Genomic DNA, 14,684 nt, shown 5'->3' with positions numbered 1-14,684 from the left:
TAAGAAAGGTGGGGCAACTATAATGGAACTGATAAAAGAGATATATGAAAAAGATATTGATTACACTAGTGAAAATACTGATGTTGTTTATAAACTTAGGAAAGCTGCAAGAGCCATAGTAATAAATGATTCAGGTAAAATAGCATTACTATACGTTTCAAAAAACAACTATCATAAGATACCAGGTGGCGGAATTGAAGAAGGTGAGAATATAGAAATTGCTTTACATCGTGAGATAATGGAAGAAGTAGGGGTTAATATTGATGTTTTAGGTGAAATTGGCATAATTATAGAATATAGAAATGCATTTCAACAACTACAAATATCATATTGCTATTATGCTAAGGTTAAAGGAGCTATTAAAGAAACAACCTTTACGGATGAAGAGATTAGTAATGGTTTTAAATTAAAATGGGTAGACTTTGACGAAGCTATATCAATACTTGAAAATGATATTCCAGACAATTATGCTGGCAAATTCATTCAAAGTAGAGATTCATTATTTTTGAGAAGGACATATGACATATTAAAGGTAAAAGAAAAAAAGTAAAGGGGTGAAGTTATTTATATGAAGTAAAAAACTATTCTACATTCTTAGTATATATGTTACTATTACTAAGGTAGTTGAAATAATTAATTAGGTTATTTTCAGAGTATACATAATAACTTATGATAAAAGGAGACCTGGAATCATGCTAGATATAACAAAAACATACCTTCAAAATAAGTACAAAATAAGTTCCGAAATAATAGGACTATATGATTTAGCAATTCAAGATGTGCAAGATGAATTTAAAATAATTGATGAAATTAGAGAATTTAACCAACTCAAGGTATTGACAGCACTACAAGATGAAAGAATTAGCGACTCCCATTTTACAAATTCCTCTGGATACGGATATGGGGACATTGGTCGTGATTCATTAGATAAAGTATATGCAAGAATTTTCAACTGTGAGTGTGCACTAGTTAGACCGCATTTTGTAAACGGAACACATGCAATTGGGGCAGCATTATTTGGTAATTTAAGACCTAATGATACCATGATGTCTGTATGCGGAACGCCGTATGATACACTTCTTAATATAATAGGTATAAATGTTACAGAAGATATAGGTTCATTAAAAGATTATGGAGTAAAATATAGACAATTAGAATTAGACCATAACTCTAAAGTCGATATTAACCTTATGAAAAAGACTTTGCTTAAAGATGAGTCAATAAAGTTAATTCATATTCAAAGATCTACTGGATATGGCTGGAGAAAAGCACTATTAATTTGTGAAATAGAAGAAATTATAAAAGTTGCAAAAACTATAAATCCAAATATAATTTGTTTTGTAGATAATTGTTATGGCGAATTTATTGAAACGACTGAGCCTACAGATGTAGGTGCTGACTTAGTTGCTGGTTCGCTAATAAAAAATATTGGCGGAGGAATTGCCCCTACAGGTGGATATATAGGAGGTAAAGAAAAATATGTGGTTCAAGCGTCTTATAGATTAACAACTCCAGGCATAGGAGGGGAGTGTGGTTCTACATTTGGTGTTATGCGTTCTTTATTCCAAGGACTATTTCTAGCACCGCATGTGGCTATGGAAGCACTGAAGGGTGCTGTTTTCTGTGCTAGAATTATGGAACTTGCTGGCTTTGAAGTTCTTCCTAAATATAACGATAAAAGAAGCGATATAATTCAAGCTATTAAATTTAACGATAAAGAAAAACTAATTAATTTCTGTAAGGGGATACAATCAGGTTCACCAATTGACTCTTTTGTAGAATGTGAACCTTGGGATATGCCAGGTTATACAGATAAGGTTATTATGGCTGCAGGAGCATTTATTCAAGGATCATCTATAGAACTATCAGCAGATGCACCGATTAGAGAACCTTATATAGCATATCTTCAGGGTGGACTTACTTTTGACCATGCTAAGATAGGGATACTAATAGCACTTTCAAAGGTTATATAAAATAAAATAATATAATAGTTATTAAGTGCAAAATCACAATGATGTTTGCACTTTTTTGTTGAAAATAAAAGGCTATTATAATTAAATATTGAAAGAATATGCGAAAATAAAAAACACCCCAAATATAAATTATTTATATAATTCTTATCAGACATGAATTTGGGTCTGCTATTATTGGAGTACCGCCAACATTATGCGGATTTACAACGTTAAGCAATAAAGTTGGCTAATTAGAACATACCCTAGATATTAGACACTAACGAAAAGTGACTATTACCTAGGTTTATTATTATTTATTTTTGGGTATTATGCTTGGATTAAATTACAGTTTTTGTTGCTTCCTTATTATCTAATCAGTTCACCAGAACACATAAACAACAAAATTCCAGCATGTCAATGCTATATATTGACATAAGTTCTAAAGTAATCTATAATTGAATTAATCATTAACGGAAACGTTTTCGATAACAAAATGACTGATAAAAAATTAAAGCTACTAAGAAAAAAACACTAATACTATAATCTATATACAAATCAATTAATAGTAGATAAAGAAGTTGAAAGTAAAGGAGTAGTTTCACTAGGTGCCATATAAACTATGAAAACTTGAATAATAAGGAAGTGAGTTTGTGATTAAATTTAGAGAACTAAAATTAGAAGAGATGGAAGCTTGGTTTGACCATTGTATGTATGTATTTAATGGGGGAACATATTCGCAGAGTTACAGACAATATTTTACAAATCATTATTATAATGACCCTTGGAGGGATTTGGAAAGTATATTAGTAGCTGTGGAAGATAAAAAAATAGTAAGTACAGTTAGAATTTTTCATAGGAGGATATATCTTAATGGGCAAATAATAGAAATGGGAGGAATAGGAGAAGTTAGTACTATTCTTGAGTATAGATGCAAAGGGTTATCCTCTAAACTACTTGCCCTTGCTATAAGAAAGATGAAGGAAAAGGGCATTAACGTTTCCATGCTTGGAGCAGATTTAGAGAAGATTGGGTTTTATAGTAAATTTGGGTGGGAAAGCTTATCAAGATGTTTTAATAAGTCCACTGTTAAAGGGAAAAACGATCTGAATATAAAAATGCGACAAGTAAATTTCGATACTGATATACCTCAGATTGCTTTTGTTTTTAATGAGTATTCTAGAAAACGCAATGGAATTGTGGTACGTGATGAGGAATGCTATTGGAGCAAGTGGGTAAAGAATGAAGTAAAGAATTTTTATGTTGTAGAAGACGAGATGGATAAAATTATTGCCTATATTGATTTTGAGAAATGCGATAAAATCATTCAAATAAGGGAATTTGGAGAGCTTTCTGGAAAAGAAAGTATATTTCCATTATTAGTACCTAAAATTATTAATCACACATGTGAGAATGAGTGCGAAGTAATTTATTCAATAGCAATACAATCCCCATTTATAGTAGATAAATTAATTGAGGAAACAAATGAAATGATAAAACTTATTAATCCTTTTAATTTTGGAGATATTAAAGTTCAAAATACAAAGGAATTTGTAAAAATTTTAAGCAATTGTGCACAACGAGAAGTGAGCAAAGCATTTGTTTCCTGGCATATAGATGGATTTTAATGTTGTACTAGTAGAAAGGAGTGAAGTAAAGCTTGTAATTGTAGTACGTTAGATACTTCAGCTATTGAAAGTGAAATAGCTGGCAAATGTTATAACTTACATGATAATGAATTTGGGTTTAAAAAAGTTTCAATTAGCTTTGAAGATAGTATGTTTGAATTTACTATAACTGATAATAAGTGTGAATATAAAATACCGGGCGGAATAGGGAAAATGGTAGAAGGTAAAACAGATTTATTAGGTAAGATGACTGCTTGTTATGCGCCCTATTTACTTGAACTTGGTAAAATGAGTATTAGCTCACTGGGTGGCTATTGGTGCGACAGTAATACCTTTGTTATAAAGTTGCAGTTTATTGAAACGCCATTTGGCAATACAATAAAGCTTTGCTTTAATGGGAATAAGATAGAAATAAGAGGAACTACTAATGTTAATAATCCACTTGGTTCTAATGAACTTCCAATATTAAAAGGAGAATTATAACGAAACATGCACATGTGCATGGAAACAGATGACAACGCATTTTACACGGCTAGAGAAATTATATGGCATTATTATATAACCATGAGTAGTCGAATTATATAATGGTAACTATGAATCAGAGTAATTATTTAAAAAAATCGAGCCTTTTTATTGGGTAGATAAACTTTCTGAAATAGATAATGTTAAAACCCTGCAATGAAAATCATTGTAGGGTTTTGCTATATGCTTAATAATTTAAAGGTTTTGAATTAATACTTTCTATAAATACCAGCAAGTACACCCAAAATTGAACAGTCCTCAACTATAATAGGGGACATAGACGAATTTTCAGGTTGAAGTCTTATATGTCCATTTTCCTTAAAAAACCTTTTTATAGTTGCTTCATTATCAATAAGAGCTACCACTATGTCTCCATTTTTCGAGACATTGGTTTTCTCAATTATAGCTAGGTCTCCATCTAATATTCCAGCCTCAATCATACTGCTACCTGAAACTTTAAGAATAAAGAGTTCATTATTGGTTCTAGTAAAATTTAAAGGAAGAGTAAATGTATCTTCAACATTTTCAACAGCTAAAATTGGTTGACCTGCAGTTATTTTTCCTATAATAGGGATATCTATTAATTCTTTTCTTATAACCGAATCCTTTAGTAATTCAATTGCTCGAGGCTTAGTAGGATCCCTACGAATATATCCTTTTCTTTCTAACCTTTCCAAATGCCCATGAACTGTGGATGTGGATTTTAATGATACAGCCTCACATATTTCTCTTACTGAAGGCGGATATCCTTTTAATTGAATTTGATCCTTTATAAAATTATATATTTCACTTTGTTTATCTTTTTTTTCAGTTATCATTGGAAACACCTCTCATTCGTAGTAGAATTATACCATATAAATGTAAAAACATCAAACTTATGTTCTCATTTTTTTGGAGAATATAAACAATTTAAAATATTAGTATTTGATTAATGAAACCTAATTTGTTATAATTGTCTATTATGATTGTGTTTTAATAAATGGAGCGGGGTGTTGTATGTCTAAAAATTGTATTTTTAACATAAATAAAATATGTGATAATTGTGGAGAATGTGAAATTTGTGAAATTAATCGCAATAAGAAATGTGATAATTGTGGCAAATGTTTAGAATTAGAAGGTTACGATGTTAAAGCAATTAAAATTGATGAAGTCTTTGAACATGAAGAGATTGAAGAAATCGTAGAGGTTGAAAAGGTAACAGAGGTTGAAGATAATTTTATTGAGAATGATGAACTCATTGTATCTGAAGAAGGAGACAATGATAAATTTAAAATTGATACACAACAAAAACTTTCAGATTATGATGCATTCTTAGCAGAGGAAGAAATTTTAAAACAAAATAAGGATGAGTATATACCTGAAAATAATGAAGTTTGGGAATATATAGATGATGTAGACGGGGCACGTGAGCTTCTTGAGAATGAAGACGATAACTCAGGATTACTTCAAGAGAAATTTCCTGGACTTATAATACTGAACGACAGGAGATAACTTATACTTCCCATTATTAAAAAGGGTGAAAAAGTATATATTACGTTAAATGCATTGAAGTAGGTTATGCATTTTTAGTAATATATACTTTTTTTTATTCTTCAGAAAGAGGATTTGACTTAACCGCAGTTCTTAATTTATCACTATCTACATGTGTATATATTTGGGTAGTACCTATATTTTCATGGCCCAGAATTTCTTGAAGGCTTCTGATATCCACATTCCCATGCTTATACATAAGAGTAGCTGAGGTATGCCTTAATTTATGAGGAGTGTACTTATCTTTATTAAGCCCAGCATTTCCAATATGTTTTTTAACAATTCTTTCTACAGTTCGTTTGTTAATTCTCCCATGTTTAGCACTAATAAAAAGCGCATCTTTATCTTCGATATGAATCTTTTCTATGTCTTCATTTCTAATAGGTAAATACTTAAAAATTGCCTTTAACGAAGCTTTATTTAAATAAATGGTTCTCTGCTTATTTCCCTTACCAATAATGGATAAGGTATCGTCTTTCATATCTGATATATTTATACTACAAAGCTCTGATAACCTGAGACCACAATTCAAAAACAGGCTAATAATACTATGATCGCGAATAGAGTGCTTATCCCTTGAGCTAGTTGCGTTTAGGAGGGTCTTGCTTTCTTTTAAAGTTAAATAAACAGGGCTTCTTTTACCTAGTTTAGGTGATTCCAAATCTAAAGTAGGGTCTGTAGTTATCACTTTAACCTTAGTAGTTAAATAGTTAAATAGGGATCTAATAGCAGCAATTTTCCTTGCTTTAGCATAGTTTCCATTTGCTCTATATTTTGAGAGATAGGAAATAAAGGCATATAAATCCTGAAGTTCAAGAGTTTTAAGAATATCTATAGTTAGGTCATTAATTGGAATATCTAAAAGGTTAAGGGATGACGTTTCTGGTACTAAGCCTTTATGTATTTTTAGAAACTTTAGAAACAGTGATAAATCGGCTGTGTATGCGACAATAGTAGAACTAGAACAGCCTCTAACAGTATCTAAATAATTAAAATAATCATTCATAAACTTTGGTATTTCATTTTTATAAATAGTATTTATAGTAGATTTCATGTGTACCTCCTGATAATTCAATAATGTCGTGAAACTTACATTTCACGACATTATTATTCTATAAGAGGGGGGCAAAATCCTTCTTTTTATAGAAAATAATTATTTATTTATTTTAATTTTGTTATAATAAAAATATAAAGCTACCAGTTTTGCCTTACTGATAGCTTTTAATTGTTTTACAATCTATATGCTTATGAGTTAGCTTATACGTTTATAGAAGTTTCTACACCTAAAGCATCTTTATTAGCCTCGAGTATTGGTTTTACATATTCATCTATAAAGTCTACAACTTGACTTGGAGCTCTACCTACAAATTTAACTGGGTCAATTACAGCTAAAATCTCATCCTTTGACATTTTAAAGATATCATCATTAATAATTCTCTCTATAAGATCATTATTTAAGCCTTCTTCTTTAACTCGTCTTGCCGCAGCCATAGAATGAACTCTAATACTTTCGTGAAGATCTTGTCTGTCCCCTCCCCTTTTAACTGCTTCCATTAGAATATTTTCTGTAGCCATAAATGGAAGCTCATTAATTACATGAGAAGCAATTACTTTTTCATATACTACCATATTTCCAGCTATATTTATATATAGATTTAATACTCCATCAAGAGCTAAAAAAGCTTCAGCTACTGATATTCTTTTATTAGCTGAATCATCTAATGTTCTTTCAAACCATTGTGTTGAAGCTGTTATAGCTGGATTTAATGAATTTACTATAACATATCTTGCTAGTGCACTAATTCTCTCAGAACGCATAGGGTTTCTTTTATATGCCATTGCAGAAGATCCAATTTGCTTCTTTTCGAAAGGCTCTTCTACTTCTTTCATATTTTGAAGTAATCTTAAATCATTACTGAATTTATATGCGCTTTGAGCTATTTCTGACAATGTATTTAGAATTATAGAATCTAGTTTTCTAGAATATGTTTGACCAGTAACTGGATATGTATCTTCAAAGCCCATTTTATTTGCTACGTATTTATCTAAATCTTTAACTTTTTTCTCATCATTATTAAATAAATTCATAAAACTAGCCTGAGTTCCGGTTGTTCCTTTAACCCCTCTTAATTTCATCTTATCTATTACAAAGTCTAAATTTTCTAAATCCATTATTAATTCTTGAATCCAAAGAGTTGCTCTTTTACCTACAGTAGTTAATTGAGCTGGCTGTAAATGAGTAAAACCCAAAGTAGGCACATCTTTATACTTTAATGCAAAGTTTGAAGATTTACTAACAACATTTACTAATTTCTTTTTAATTAATAACATGGCTTCTCTCATCACTATTAAATCAGTATTATCACCTACGTAACAACTAGTAGCCCCTAAATGGATGATTCCCTTTGCCGCTGGACATTGTACTCCATAGGCATATACATGACTCATTACATCATGTCTTATTTCTTTTTCTTTTTCTTCAGCTACTTCATAATTTACGTCATCTACATAAGACTTAAGCTCTTCAATTTGAGCCTTTGTAATATTAACTCCTAATTGCCTTTCACCTTCAGCTAGGGCAACCCATAGCTTTCTCCAAGTTTTAAATTTCATCTCATCTGAAAATAAATAGCTCATCTCTTTTGATGCATACCTGCTATTTAATGGTGTATTATAAGAATTTCTCATATTTAGCCTCCATACGTACAATTTAGATTACAAAACAAATTTCATTCAAATTATAACATACAATATAACAATATTTAATATAAATATTCGTATATTGTAATTGTGCTTTTCAAAATATTATTTATTACATTAATTTATCAACAATAACATTGTTTATGTTATGTAGAAATTATTAAATAGTTCTAAAAGATTATATTTCTAATATAATCTATACAACAGAACAATTATAAAAGTTTGGGGGGAATTATGTATAAGCTTAGTATTATAGACAAACTATCGTTCATCTTTGTATTGGTGGGTGCTTTAAACTGGGGACTTTTAGGGTTATTAAATTTTAATTTAGTTAGTTTCATTTTTGGATCTGTTCCATTCCTCGCTAGAGCAGTATACATCTTAGTAGGATTATCAGCTGTTAATATTATTGTTTTCATACTTAGAAATAAAAAAGATTAAATCTTCTTTATTAATAGTAAAAATACTCCATAGATTATTATGGAGTATTTTTACTTACTTTAACCAATTATTATTTAAAAGTCAAGTTTTACAAATCTATTTTGTTAATGATATTGGAATTCATTTAGATTTATAGTGTTGTGACTTATAAATATAACCCCTTCACTCTCCAAAAATACCTTCTGCAAATTATGTGACTCATAATCTTTTATGACAATCTCTCCTTTTACATTTACAACTCTATGCCAAGGAAGTTTATATTTTCCACTTAAGGAATGAAGAATTCTAACTACCTGCCTAGCTCCTCTAGGGCTTCCTGCAAGGGCTGCAATTTGACCGTATGTCATCACTTTACCTTCTGGTATGCTTATTATAATTTCTACAACTCTTTCGGTAAAAGGTTCCATTTTAAGCCCCCCTCTAATAACAAATGAAGCTTTGATATTTTTATTTATTTAAACTCAATAGCCCATCTTTTACATTGTTCTATTCTCATACCATTATCCCCTTGTTCCTTGTCATATGCAAAACTATCTAGTAAGTCACATGTGAAAGTTTCGCACTCACCACAATGTAATAGAGTTTTACTTTCACAACAAGACTTTACAGGACAATTTTCTCCCCAAAATGGCTTATCTATAATTACACATCCCTTACATCCTGCTGATTCTTTGTATTCACATTTTGAGCACTCAATACCACATCTTGATTCTACCATTTTAATTCCTCCTCCTATTTGATATCCTTATATTTACTTATTACATCGTCATAAACTTCTTCAATAGACTGGTTATATGATTTCCAAGCTAAACTAAAGCATTCCATCCAAATATTATTTAAATCAGCCCAAATTGACATCTCTACCTTTAATATTATAAAATTTACTCATTCCAAAAAGTACAAAAGCGCTAATCGTTAATCCTATATATATTGAATTTAATTTTTTAAAGCCCAATAAAATCCATATTAAGCTAGCAAGTGGTCCTGCAATTATAGAATATATACCTGCTTGCATTGATACTCTACCTCTAAAAAATAAGGCTACAACAACTGGAATAAAAATAGGTGTAGCTCTAAAAATCATAGAAAGGAATCCCCAATTAAGTATCATTGAATCTTTATTATTTATTACTATTATTAAAGACATAAATCCAATGAAAATTATAGTTCCTCTTAAGATATAAAGTTGCTTTTTATCTCCCGTTTTTTTATTTATGCAGTGAATATAAATGTCTCTAACAAACATAGTTGCAATGCCTAAAGTAAGGCCTGCTCCTGTTGCTATCGATGAAATCAGTACAGTTGCTATACACACTCCCCCTAGAACTGGATTCAGATAATTCATAAGAAACAAAGGAAATGCTTCACTTGGTACAATGCCAGGATGATGAATTCTCATATACATGCCAATCATTGTACATACTATGCCAACTGGTAGAATTAAAAACGCTACATAAAAAGCACTTTTTCTTGATATTTTAGAATTTTTTCCTGCCATTATAGCCTGAAAATAAGTTTGAGTGGACAATACTCCAACTATTGTAGATATTCCCGAAGCTATATCAGACGATATTCCTCCACTAAATAAATTAAACCATGGTTCTTGTGGAAGAATAGATGTTATCTCTTTAATTCCATTAAACTTAAATATTAATAATATACCACATATAATACTTGTGCCATATAGAAGGATTGTTTTTACCGCACCTACCATTGTACTTCCCCAAAAGCCACCAAATACAACATATGCTACAAGCAAACACACAACTATTACTGCAGTTTTAACAATACTCATACCAAACACTACGGTAAATAAAGCAGTACAGGCTATAACCTGGCCATTAATATGAATAAACATCCCTATTGATAACAAAATACTAGATATTGTCCTTGCTTTTTTACCATATGCATTTCCTATTATCTGTGGGATTGTTTCTACAGATTTCTTGTTTACCTGCGTTGAATAAAATAACCCTAGTAGTATACTTGCTATAGAAAGTCCAAATATAAACCACATTGCTCCAATACCCCTATTATAAGCCATTTGAGCAGTTCCTACAGTACCTGCTCCACCTATTATAGAACCCATAAGCATACTTGTGACACCTATGACTCCAAGTTTACTTCCACCTGATATAAAATCTTTAGATGTTTTAACTTTTGATTTTGATAAATAGCCAATTATTCCAGTTATAATCAAAGTAATAATGGCACTAATTATAAGCATTATGCGCATCCCCTTAAGGTTTACTATTGTGATCATTTAGCATTTATTAATCCGCGTTTTTCACCCATCCACACCCTTTAAAATCCTTACAAAAATTAACTTCAATGATTCCACAATATGGGACGTCAGTATCATAGTAAAACTGTCCCATTACCATACCATGTGTTACCACAATTATTTTTTCATAGCTTGAATATTTTTCTAAACATTTAAAAGCTCTACTTGCAACTACACTAAGTTTTTCCCATTTTTTCGTCTCACCATTAGTATATTCACCTTCACAACGAATGCATTCATCAATGGCAGTTTTAACTTCTTCATCTGACATATTGTTAAATTCTAAATCGGGTACCCACTCATGAATGTCAACTTCAATACTTATATCAAGTGACCTTTCTTTTGAAATGATTGCAGCCGTCTGTAATGCTCTAGTATACGGTGAGGATACAATAATGCTTGCACCTTGTAATCGTTTATCTTTAGCAACATTTATCGCTTGCTCAATGCCTTCAGATGTAAGTTGAGCCAAATCCATACCATGGCCCTTAAAATTCCGTTCTTTTACTAAACTATAGTCAGGTTCTCCATGTCTTATAAGTATAAGTTTTGTCATTGCACTTCTCCCCCTCTTTACTCTAAGTTATTAAAAATATACCAAACTACATTTCTATTGTTCAAATTGCTCTATCTCGTAATTTAGCTACTATGTTAAAACGAACATAGCCTCTATTATTGTATTCCATAATCCAAAACTTAACAACATTCTTTAGCTCTTCAAGACTTTCATACCCTAATGGAGATAATCTTCTCTACGTAAAGGTTTACCTTTGCGTAGAATAATTCACTTTAACATCAATCATTAGTTTGTAAAAATGGTGTTTAATGGTATAATATTTTCAATGATTAATTTATATTTGTAATTATGAACTAACTACGAACCAACAATTTATATACACTACAAGGAGAGTTATTATGGATTTCAGAAAAATGTTTGATAGATCGCATTTATGCAACAATTTTCGTACATAAAATAGTTGCGATACTAAAAAACATTAGCCCACTCAATTTAGCCTCAGCAAATCTATCCTTAAAGTATTCTCCTTTAAACAGAAAAAAATATCTGGTGTTAAAGTATACTTCATCGAATTTTTAAAATCATCTTTATTATTGAAAAATACTTTGTAATAAACTTTAAATAACTGTATATCTAACCATATTAGCAAAGGAATAATAAATATTAAAAGCCACATATATTTCCCCCTTCAACCCACTATTAATTTTAAAATTATTTTTTTAAGATTACAACCACAAGAAATATCAATTCTTCAAAAGCTCCAAATGGTTTAATAATATCTTTTTCTTGAATTACATTTTTTGAAGATAATGCTTATTCCATATTGAATATCTAACTCCATATCCAATATGTCCGCCACGTCTTAGCAATTCATCAGTCAATTTGTGACGAATAGAAACTTCTCCAATAAATTCACTGTTATCAATCAGCCAAAAATAATTACTTGGCACATTATTTTGTTCATATTCTTTTATTGCTTCAACATAAGAAAAAAAATATTCAACTGATGGCACTACTAACTCTACTATATTAGACATAATCATTCCCCTCACTCAAATATATTTTTATAACTATAGCGTAGCTTCACAATATCTATAACAATTTTTCACTGTTGATTATAGATATAACCTGTCTAGTTTATCTGATTTTCTTAGTAATTCTTAAGCTTATTCTGCTTATTAGCGGAGGTTAATCCAATATATTTGTTGCTCTTTACCTTCATGGAAATTTTCGCCTGTTAATATACCACCACAACTCATCGCAGTCTGACTTGAAGCAATATTATCTTTATCACAGATAATCATTACTTTTGGAATTTTCATATCTTTTGCAATTTCTAAAACAAGTAATAATTGTTGCTTACCATAACCTTTTTTTCGTTCAGTTGGACAAATACCATAGCCTACTTGTCCACCATGTTTTTCTAATTCATCAGTTAAAAAGTGACGGAGTTGAATAGTACCTATAATTCTATTATCAGATTTCCTTACAGAAAAGAATGTGCTGGCATGAACATTATTGTGGAGTTTATCTTTCTCAATTGAAAGAACAATTTCTAGCCATTCATCAAAATTATTATAACGGGCTAGGCCACAACCGCCATTGATATTAGTCTCGTCAAAGTCTAAATACTCTTGCTTATATTCCAGAATTTTATTTTCTAAAATCTTTGATGGGGTTACTAAAATTAACTCGCTCAATTTAATACCTCCTAATAAAATCAAAAAAATCCTTATCCGTTTAAAGTTTGTGCATTTTATATACCAATAGCACATCTAATATGTGTTAGGCTAAGTGCAACCCTATATATAAATTATAAGTCATAATTATACACATTACTATAAAAAAAAATAGTCCACCAGCCAAGGTGGACGTAACCATTTTGTTATAAGTCGTTTTAGGCACTACGCTTTGAGTATTATAGGCTTTATATGCTTTTTATTGGGATATAAATATTCATTGAAACTTTATCATATTCAAAGGAATGACAATGCTCATCATAATGCTCAAAGTCAAATTTACTTTCATCAATTTCATATTGTGAATTAGGAAACCATTGTTGAAGTATATAGGTCCAAGTTCCATTTATGGAATCTATAAAGTTATCTTCTTGCACTTCTGGTGTCGTAAATATAGCATAGGTTGCAGCAGGAATTTCTAATTTGTACATATCATCCATTGCTTTATCAAAGTTATCAACACCAACAGCCATTAGATATGAAAAGTCATCAGTATCCATATTGGTATTAATACAGATGCAATACTCTCCATGTTTTAGTGGAGTTAGCTGTTGATACAATTTTTCCTCACAATTGTTATCATCAAAACCACGTTGAGCCCAGAATGCTGGAATATCACTTGAACGTAATACATTTTTAAGGTTATTCTTAAATTCATACCCAACCACTTTAAAGCTAGGCATTTCAATTATTTTAGGTTCCATTATAATTCCTCCAGTTTGATTCTTTTGTAAATATACTAAATTTATTTTTGGTGGTAACCCTTTTGGAGCATGAATTCTGTAAAGACTTGGTGGATAGCCAAAAGCACGTTTAAAGGCTTTATTAAAACCTGCATGCGTTTCAAAGCCATAATCCATTGCTATATCAATTATCTTTGCTCCATTCGTTAGCTTTTGTAAAGCAAATTGCATTTTTCGTTTTGTTACATAATCCATTACTGATAAATGGACAAAACTACTAAATATTTTATAATAATGATAGGTTGAAAACCCTGCAATTGAGGCTAGCGTATCTACAGATAAATTATCTTCAATATGCTCATCAATATAATCAATAGTTTTTTGTATTAAGTTAATATAATCCATTAAGTCACCTCATTTAAACTCATTTAATCCCGTACGGTAATTATATAATAGCATTTATAAATAATTTTTCTTATCCTAACTTGTTAATATTTAATTAATTATATAAATTTTATAATATCCGCCTATATATACTCATATAAACTGCTTTTCCAATAACTTCTGGATGAACACAAAGGTTTTACGAAGTCACACTAATAATAAATTGTAGTTTTATTTTCTATAATACCATTTTTCAACAAATATGTTTAATTTCCTTTAAATCATAAAAGTTTCAATGTTTTTAAAT

Annotated in this window: 16 protein-coding genes; 6 read left to right on the top strand and 10 right to left on the bottom strand. The window is 30.3% G+C overall.

Annotated elements, in window-relative coordinates:
- The first annotated feature begins 22 nt into the window (after positions 1 to 22).
- The 4 genes from ACREWB_RS12820 (at position 23) to ACREWB_RS12805 (ending at position 4,060) form a co-directional block, all read left to right on the top strand.
- Positions 23 to 550, top strand: a complete 528-nt coding sequence (locus ACREWB_RS12820) for an NUDIX hydrolase (protein ID WP_431547837.1) — start codon at positions 23 to 25, stop codon at positions 548 to 550.
- Between the two features lie 142 nt (positions 551 to 692).
- Complete coding sequence (locus ACREWB_RS12815) at positions 693 to 1,973, top strand: methionine gamma-lyase family protein (RefSeq protein ID WP_431547836.1); 1,281 nt, start codon at positions 693 to 695, stop codon at positions 1,971 to 1,973.
- 629 nt (positions 1,974 to 2,602) lie between these two features.
- Positions 2,603 to 3,577: a GNAT family N-acetyltransferase gene (locus ACREWB_RS12810; RefSeq protein WP_431547835.1), complete on the top strand. Its 975-nt coding sequence runs from the start codon at positions 2,603 to 2,605 to the stop codon at positions 3,575 to 3,577.
- Positions 3,578 to 3,727: 150 nt separating this feature from the next.
- The gene (locus ACREWB_RS12805; protein WP_431547834.1) at positions 3,728 to 4,060 is read left to right on the top strand and encodes a hypothetical protein; all 333 of its coding nucleotides are present in this window, start codon (positions 3,728 to 3,730) and stop codon (positions 4,058 to 4,060) included.
- Between the two features lie 248 nt (positions 4,061 to 4,308).
- On the opposite strand, the gene lexA is transcribed toward ACREWB_RS12805, so the two are convergent.
- Complete coding sequence (gene lexA, locus ACREWB_RS12800; protein WP_431547833.1) at positions 4,309 to 4,917, bottom strand: transcriptional repressor LexA; 609 nt, start codon at positions 4,915 to 4,917, stop codon at positions 4,309 to 4,311.
- Between the two features lie 178 nt (positions 4,918 to 5,095).
- On the opposite strand from lexA, the gene ACREWB_RS12795 reads away from it, so the two are divergent.
- Positions 5,096 to 5,590, top strand: a complete 495-nt coding sequence (locus ACREWB_RS12795; protein WP_431547832.1) for a hypothetical protein — start codon at positions 5,096 to 5,098, stop codon at positions 5,588 to 5,590.
- 94 nt (positions 5,591 to 5,684) lie between these two features.
- On the opposite strand, the gene ACREWB_RS12790 is transcribed toward ACREWB_RS12795, so the two are convergent.
- Together ACREWB_RS12790 and purB are read right to left on the bottom strand one after the other, a co-directional pair.
- The gene (locus ACREWB_RS12790; RefSeq protein WP_431547831.1) at positions 5,685 to 6,683 is read right to left on the bottom strand and encodes a tyrosine recombinase XerC; all 999 of its coding nucleotides are present in this window, start codon (positions 6,681 to 6,683) and stop codon (positions 5,685 to 5,687) included.
- A 203-nt stretch (positions 6,684 to 6,886) separates the two neighbouring features.
- On the bottom strand, positions 6,887 to 8,317 hold the full coding sequence (purB, locus tag ACREWB_RS12785) for an adenylosuccinate lyase (protein ID WP_431547830.1): 1,431 nt from the start codon (positions 8,315 to 8,317) through the stop codon (positions 6,887 to 6,889).
- 246 nt (positions 8,318 to 8,563) lie between these two features.
- Here purB and ACREWB_RS12780 point away from each other — a divergent pair, with 246 nt between their 5' ends.
- The gene (locus ACREWB_RS12780) at positions 8,564 to 8,770 is read left to right on the top strand and encodes a DUF378 domain-containing protein (RefSeq protein ID WP_431547829.1); all 207 of its coding nucleotides are present in this window, start codon (positions 8,564 to 8,566) and stop codon (positions 8,768 to 8,770) included.
- Positions 8,771 to 8,874: 104 nt separating this feature from the next.
- On the opposite strand, the gene ACREWB_RS12775 is transcribed toward ACREWB_RS12780, so the two are convergent.
- The 7 genes from ACREWB_RS12775 to ACREWB_RS12745 form a co-directional block, all read right to left on the bottom strand.
- Positions 8,875 to 9,177, bottom strand: a complete 303-nt coding sequence (locus tag ACREWB_RS12775; protein WP_431547828.1) for an MGMT family protein — start codon at positions 9,175 to 9,177, stop codon at positions 8,875 to 8,877.
- Positions 9,178 to 9,221: 44 nt separating this feature from the next.
- Positions 9,222 to 9,488: a DUF3795 domain-containing protein gene (locus tag ACREWB_RS12770; protein WP_431547827.1), complete on the bottom strand. Its 267-nt coding sequence runs from the start codon at positions 9,486 to 9,488 to the stop codon at positions 9,222 to 9,224.
- 123 nt (positions 9,489 to 9,611) lie between these two features.
- On the bottom strand, positions 9,612 to 10,997 hold the full coding sequence (locus tag ACREWB_RS12765; protein ID WP_431547826.1) for a sodium:solute symporter family protein: 1,386 nt from the start codon (positions 10,995 to 10,997) through the stop codon (positions 9,612 to 9,614).
- A 46-nt stretch (positions 10,998 to 11,043) separates the two neighbouring features.
- Entirely contained in the window at positions 11,044 to 11,610 is a 567-nt protein-coding gene (locus ACREWB_RS12760) for a histidine phosphatase family protein (RefSeq protein ID WP_431547825.1), read from the bottom strand.
- 752 nt (positions 11,611 to 12,362) lie between these two features.
- The gene (locus ACREWB_RS12755; RefSeq protein ID WP_431547824.1) at positions 12,363 to 12,608 is read right to left on the bottom strand and encodes a GNAT family N-acetyltransferase; all 246 of its coding nucleotides are present in this window, start codon (positions 12,606 to 12,608) and stop codon (positions 12,363 to 12,365) included.
- Between the two features lie 141 nt (positions 12,609 to 12,749).
- A complete protein-coding gene (locus ACREWB_RS12750) occupies positions 12,750 to 13,271 on the bottom strand; it encodes a GNAT family N-acetyltransferase (RefSeq protein ID WP_431547823.1) in 522 nt (173 codons plus the stop codon).
- A gap of 227 nt (positions 13,272 to 13,498) precedes the next feature.
- Entirely contained in the window at positions 13,499 to 14,398 is a 900-nt protein-coding gene (locus ACREWB_RS12745; protein WP_431547822.1) for an AraC family transcriptional regulator, read from the bottom strand.
- Positions 14,399 to 14,684 lie beyond the last annotated feature (286 nt).

It is taken from the genome of Clostridium sp. (assembly GCF_050717635.1).
GTDB lineage: Bacteria > Bacillota > Clostridia > Clostridiales > Clostridiaceae > Clostridium_AD.
The sequence above is the reverse complement of the archived record's forward strand: the minus strand, read 5'-3'. Positions and strand labels throughout refer to the sequence as shown.

What these genes read in the sequence shown, in the direction of transcription:
- ACREWB_RS12820 (WP_431547837.1), top strand. Translation starts at nt 23, where the DNA reads ATGGAACTGATAAAAGAGATATATGAAAAAGATATTGATTACACTAGT.
- ACREWB_RS12815 (WP_431547836.1), top strand. Translation starts at nt 693, where the DNA reads ATGCTAGATATAACAAAAACATACCTTCAAAATAAGTACAAAATAAGT.
- ACREWB_RS12805 (WP_431547834.1), top strand. Translation starts at nt 3,728, where the DNA reads ATGTTTGAATTTACTATAACTGATAATAAGTGTGAATATAAAATACCG.
- lexA (WP_431547833.1), bottom strand. Translation starts at nt 4,917, where the DNA reads ATGATAACTGAAAAAAAAGATAAACAAAGTGAAATATATAATTTTATA.
- ACREWB_RS12795 (WP_431547832.1), top strand. Translation starts at nt 5,096, where the DNA reads ATGTCTAAAAATTGTATTTTTAACATAAATAAAATATGTGATAATTGT.
- ACREWB_RS12790 (WP_431547831.1), bottom strand. Translation starts at nt 6,683, where the DNA reads ATGAAATCTACTATAAATACTATTTATAAAAATGAAATACCAAAGTTT.
- purB (WP_431547830.1), bottom strand. Translation starts at nt 8,317, where the DNA reads ATGAGAAATTCTTATAATACACCATTAAATAGCAGGTATGCATCAAAA.
- ACREWB_RS12780 (WP_431547829.1), top strand. Translation starts at nt 8,564, where the DNA reads ATGTATAAGCTTAGTATTATAGACAAACTATCGTTCATCTTTGTATTG.
- ACREWB_RS12775 (WP_431547828.1), bottom strand. Translation starts at nt 9,177, where the DNA reads ATGGAACCTTTTACCGAAAGAGTTGTAGAAATTATAATAAGCATACCA.
- ACREWB_RS12770 (WP_431547827.1), bottom strand. Translation starts at nt 9,488, where the DNA reads ATGGTAGAATCAAGATGTGGTATTGAGTGCTCAAAATGTGAATACAAA.
- ACREWB_RS12765 (WP_431547826.1), bottom strand. Translation starts at nt 10,997, where the DNA reads ATGCTTATAATTAGTGCCATTATTACTTTGATTATAACTGGAATAATT.
- ACREWB_RS12760 (WP_431547825.1), bottom strand. Translation starts at nt 11,610, where the DNA reads ATGACAAAACTTATACTTATAAGACATGGAGAACCTGACTATAGTTTA.
- ACREWB_RS12755 (WP_431547824.1), bottom strand. Translation starts at nt 12,608, where the DNA reads ATGTCTAATATAGTAGAGTTAGTAGTGCCATCAGTTGAATATTTTTTT.
- ACREWB_RS12745 (WP_431547822.1), bottom strand. Translation starts at nt 14,398, where the DNA reads ATGGATTATATTAACTTAATACAAAAAACTATTGATTATATTGATGAG.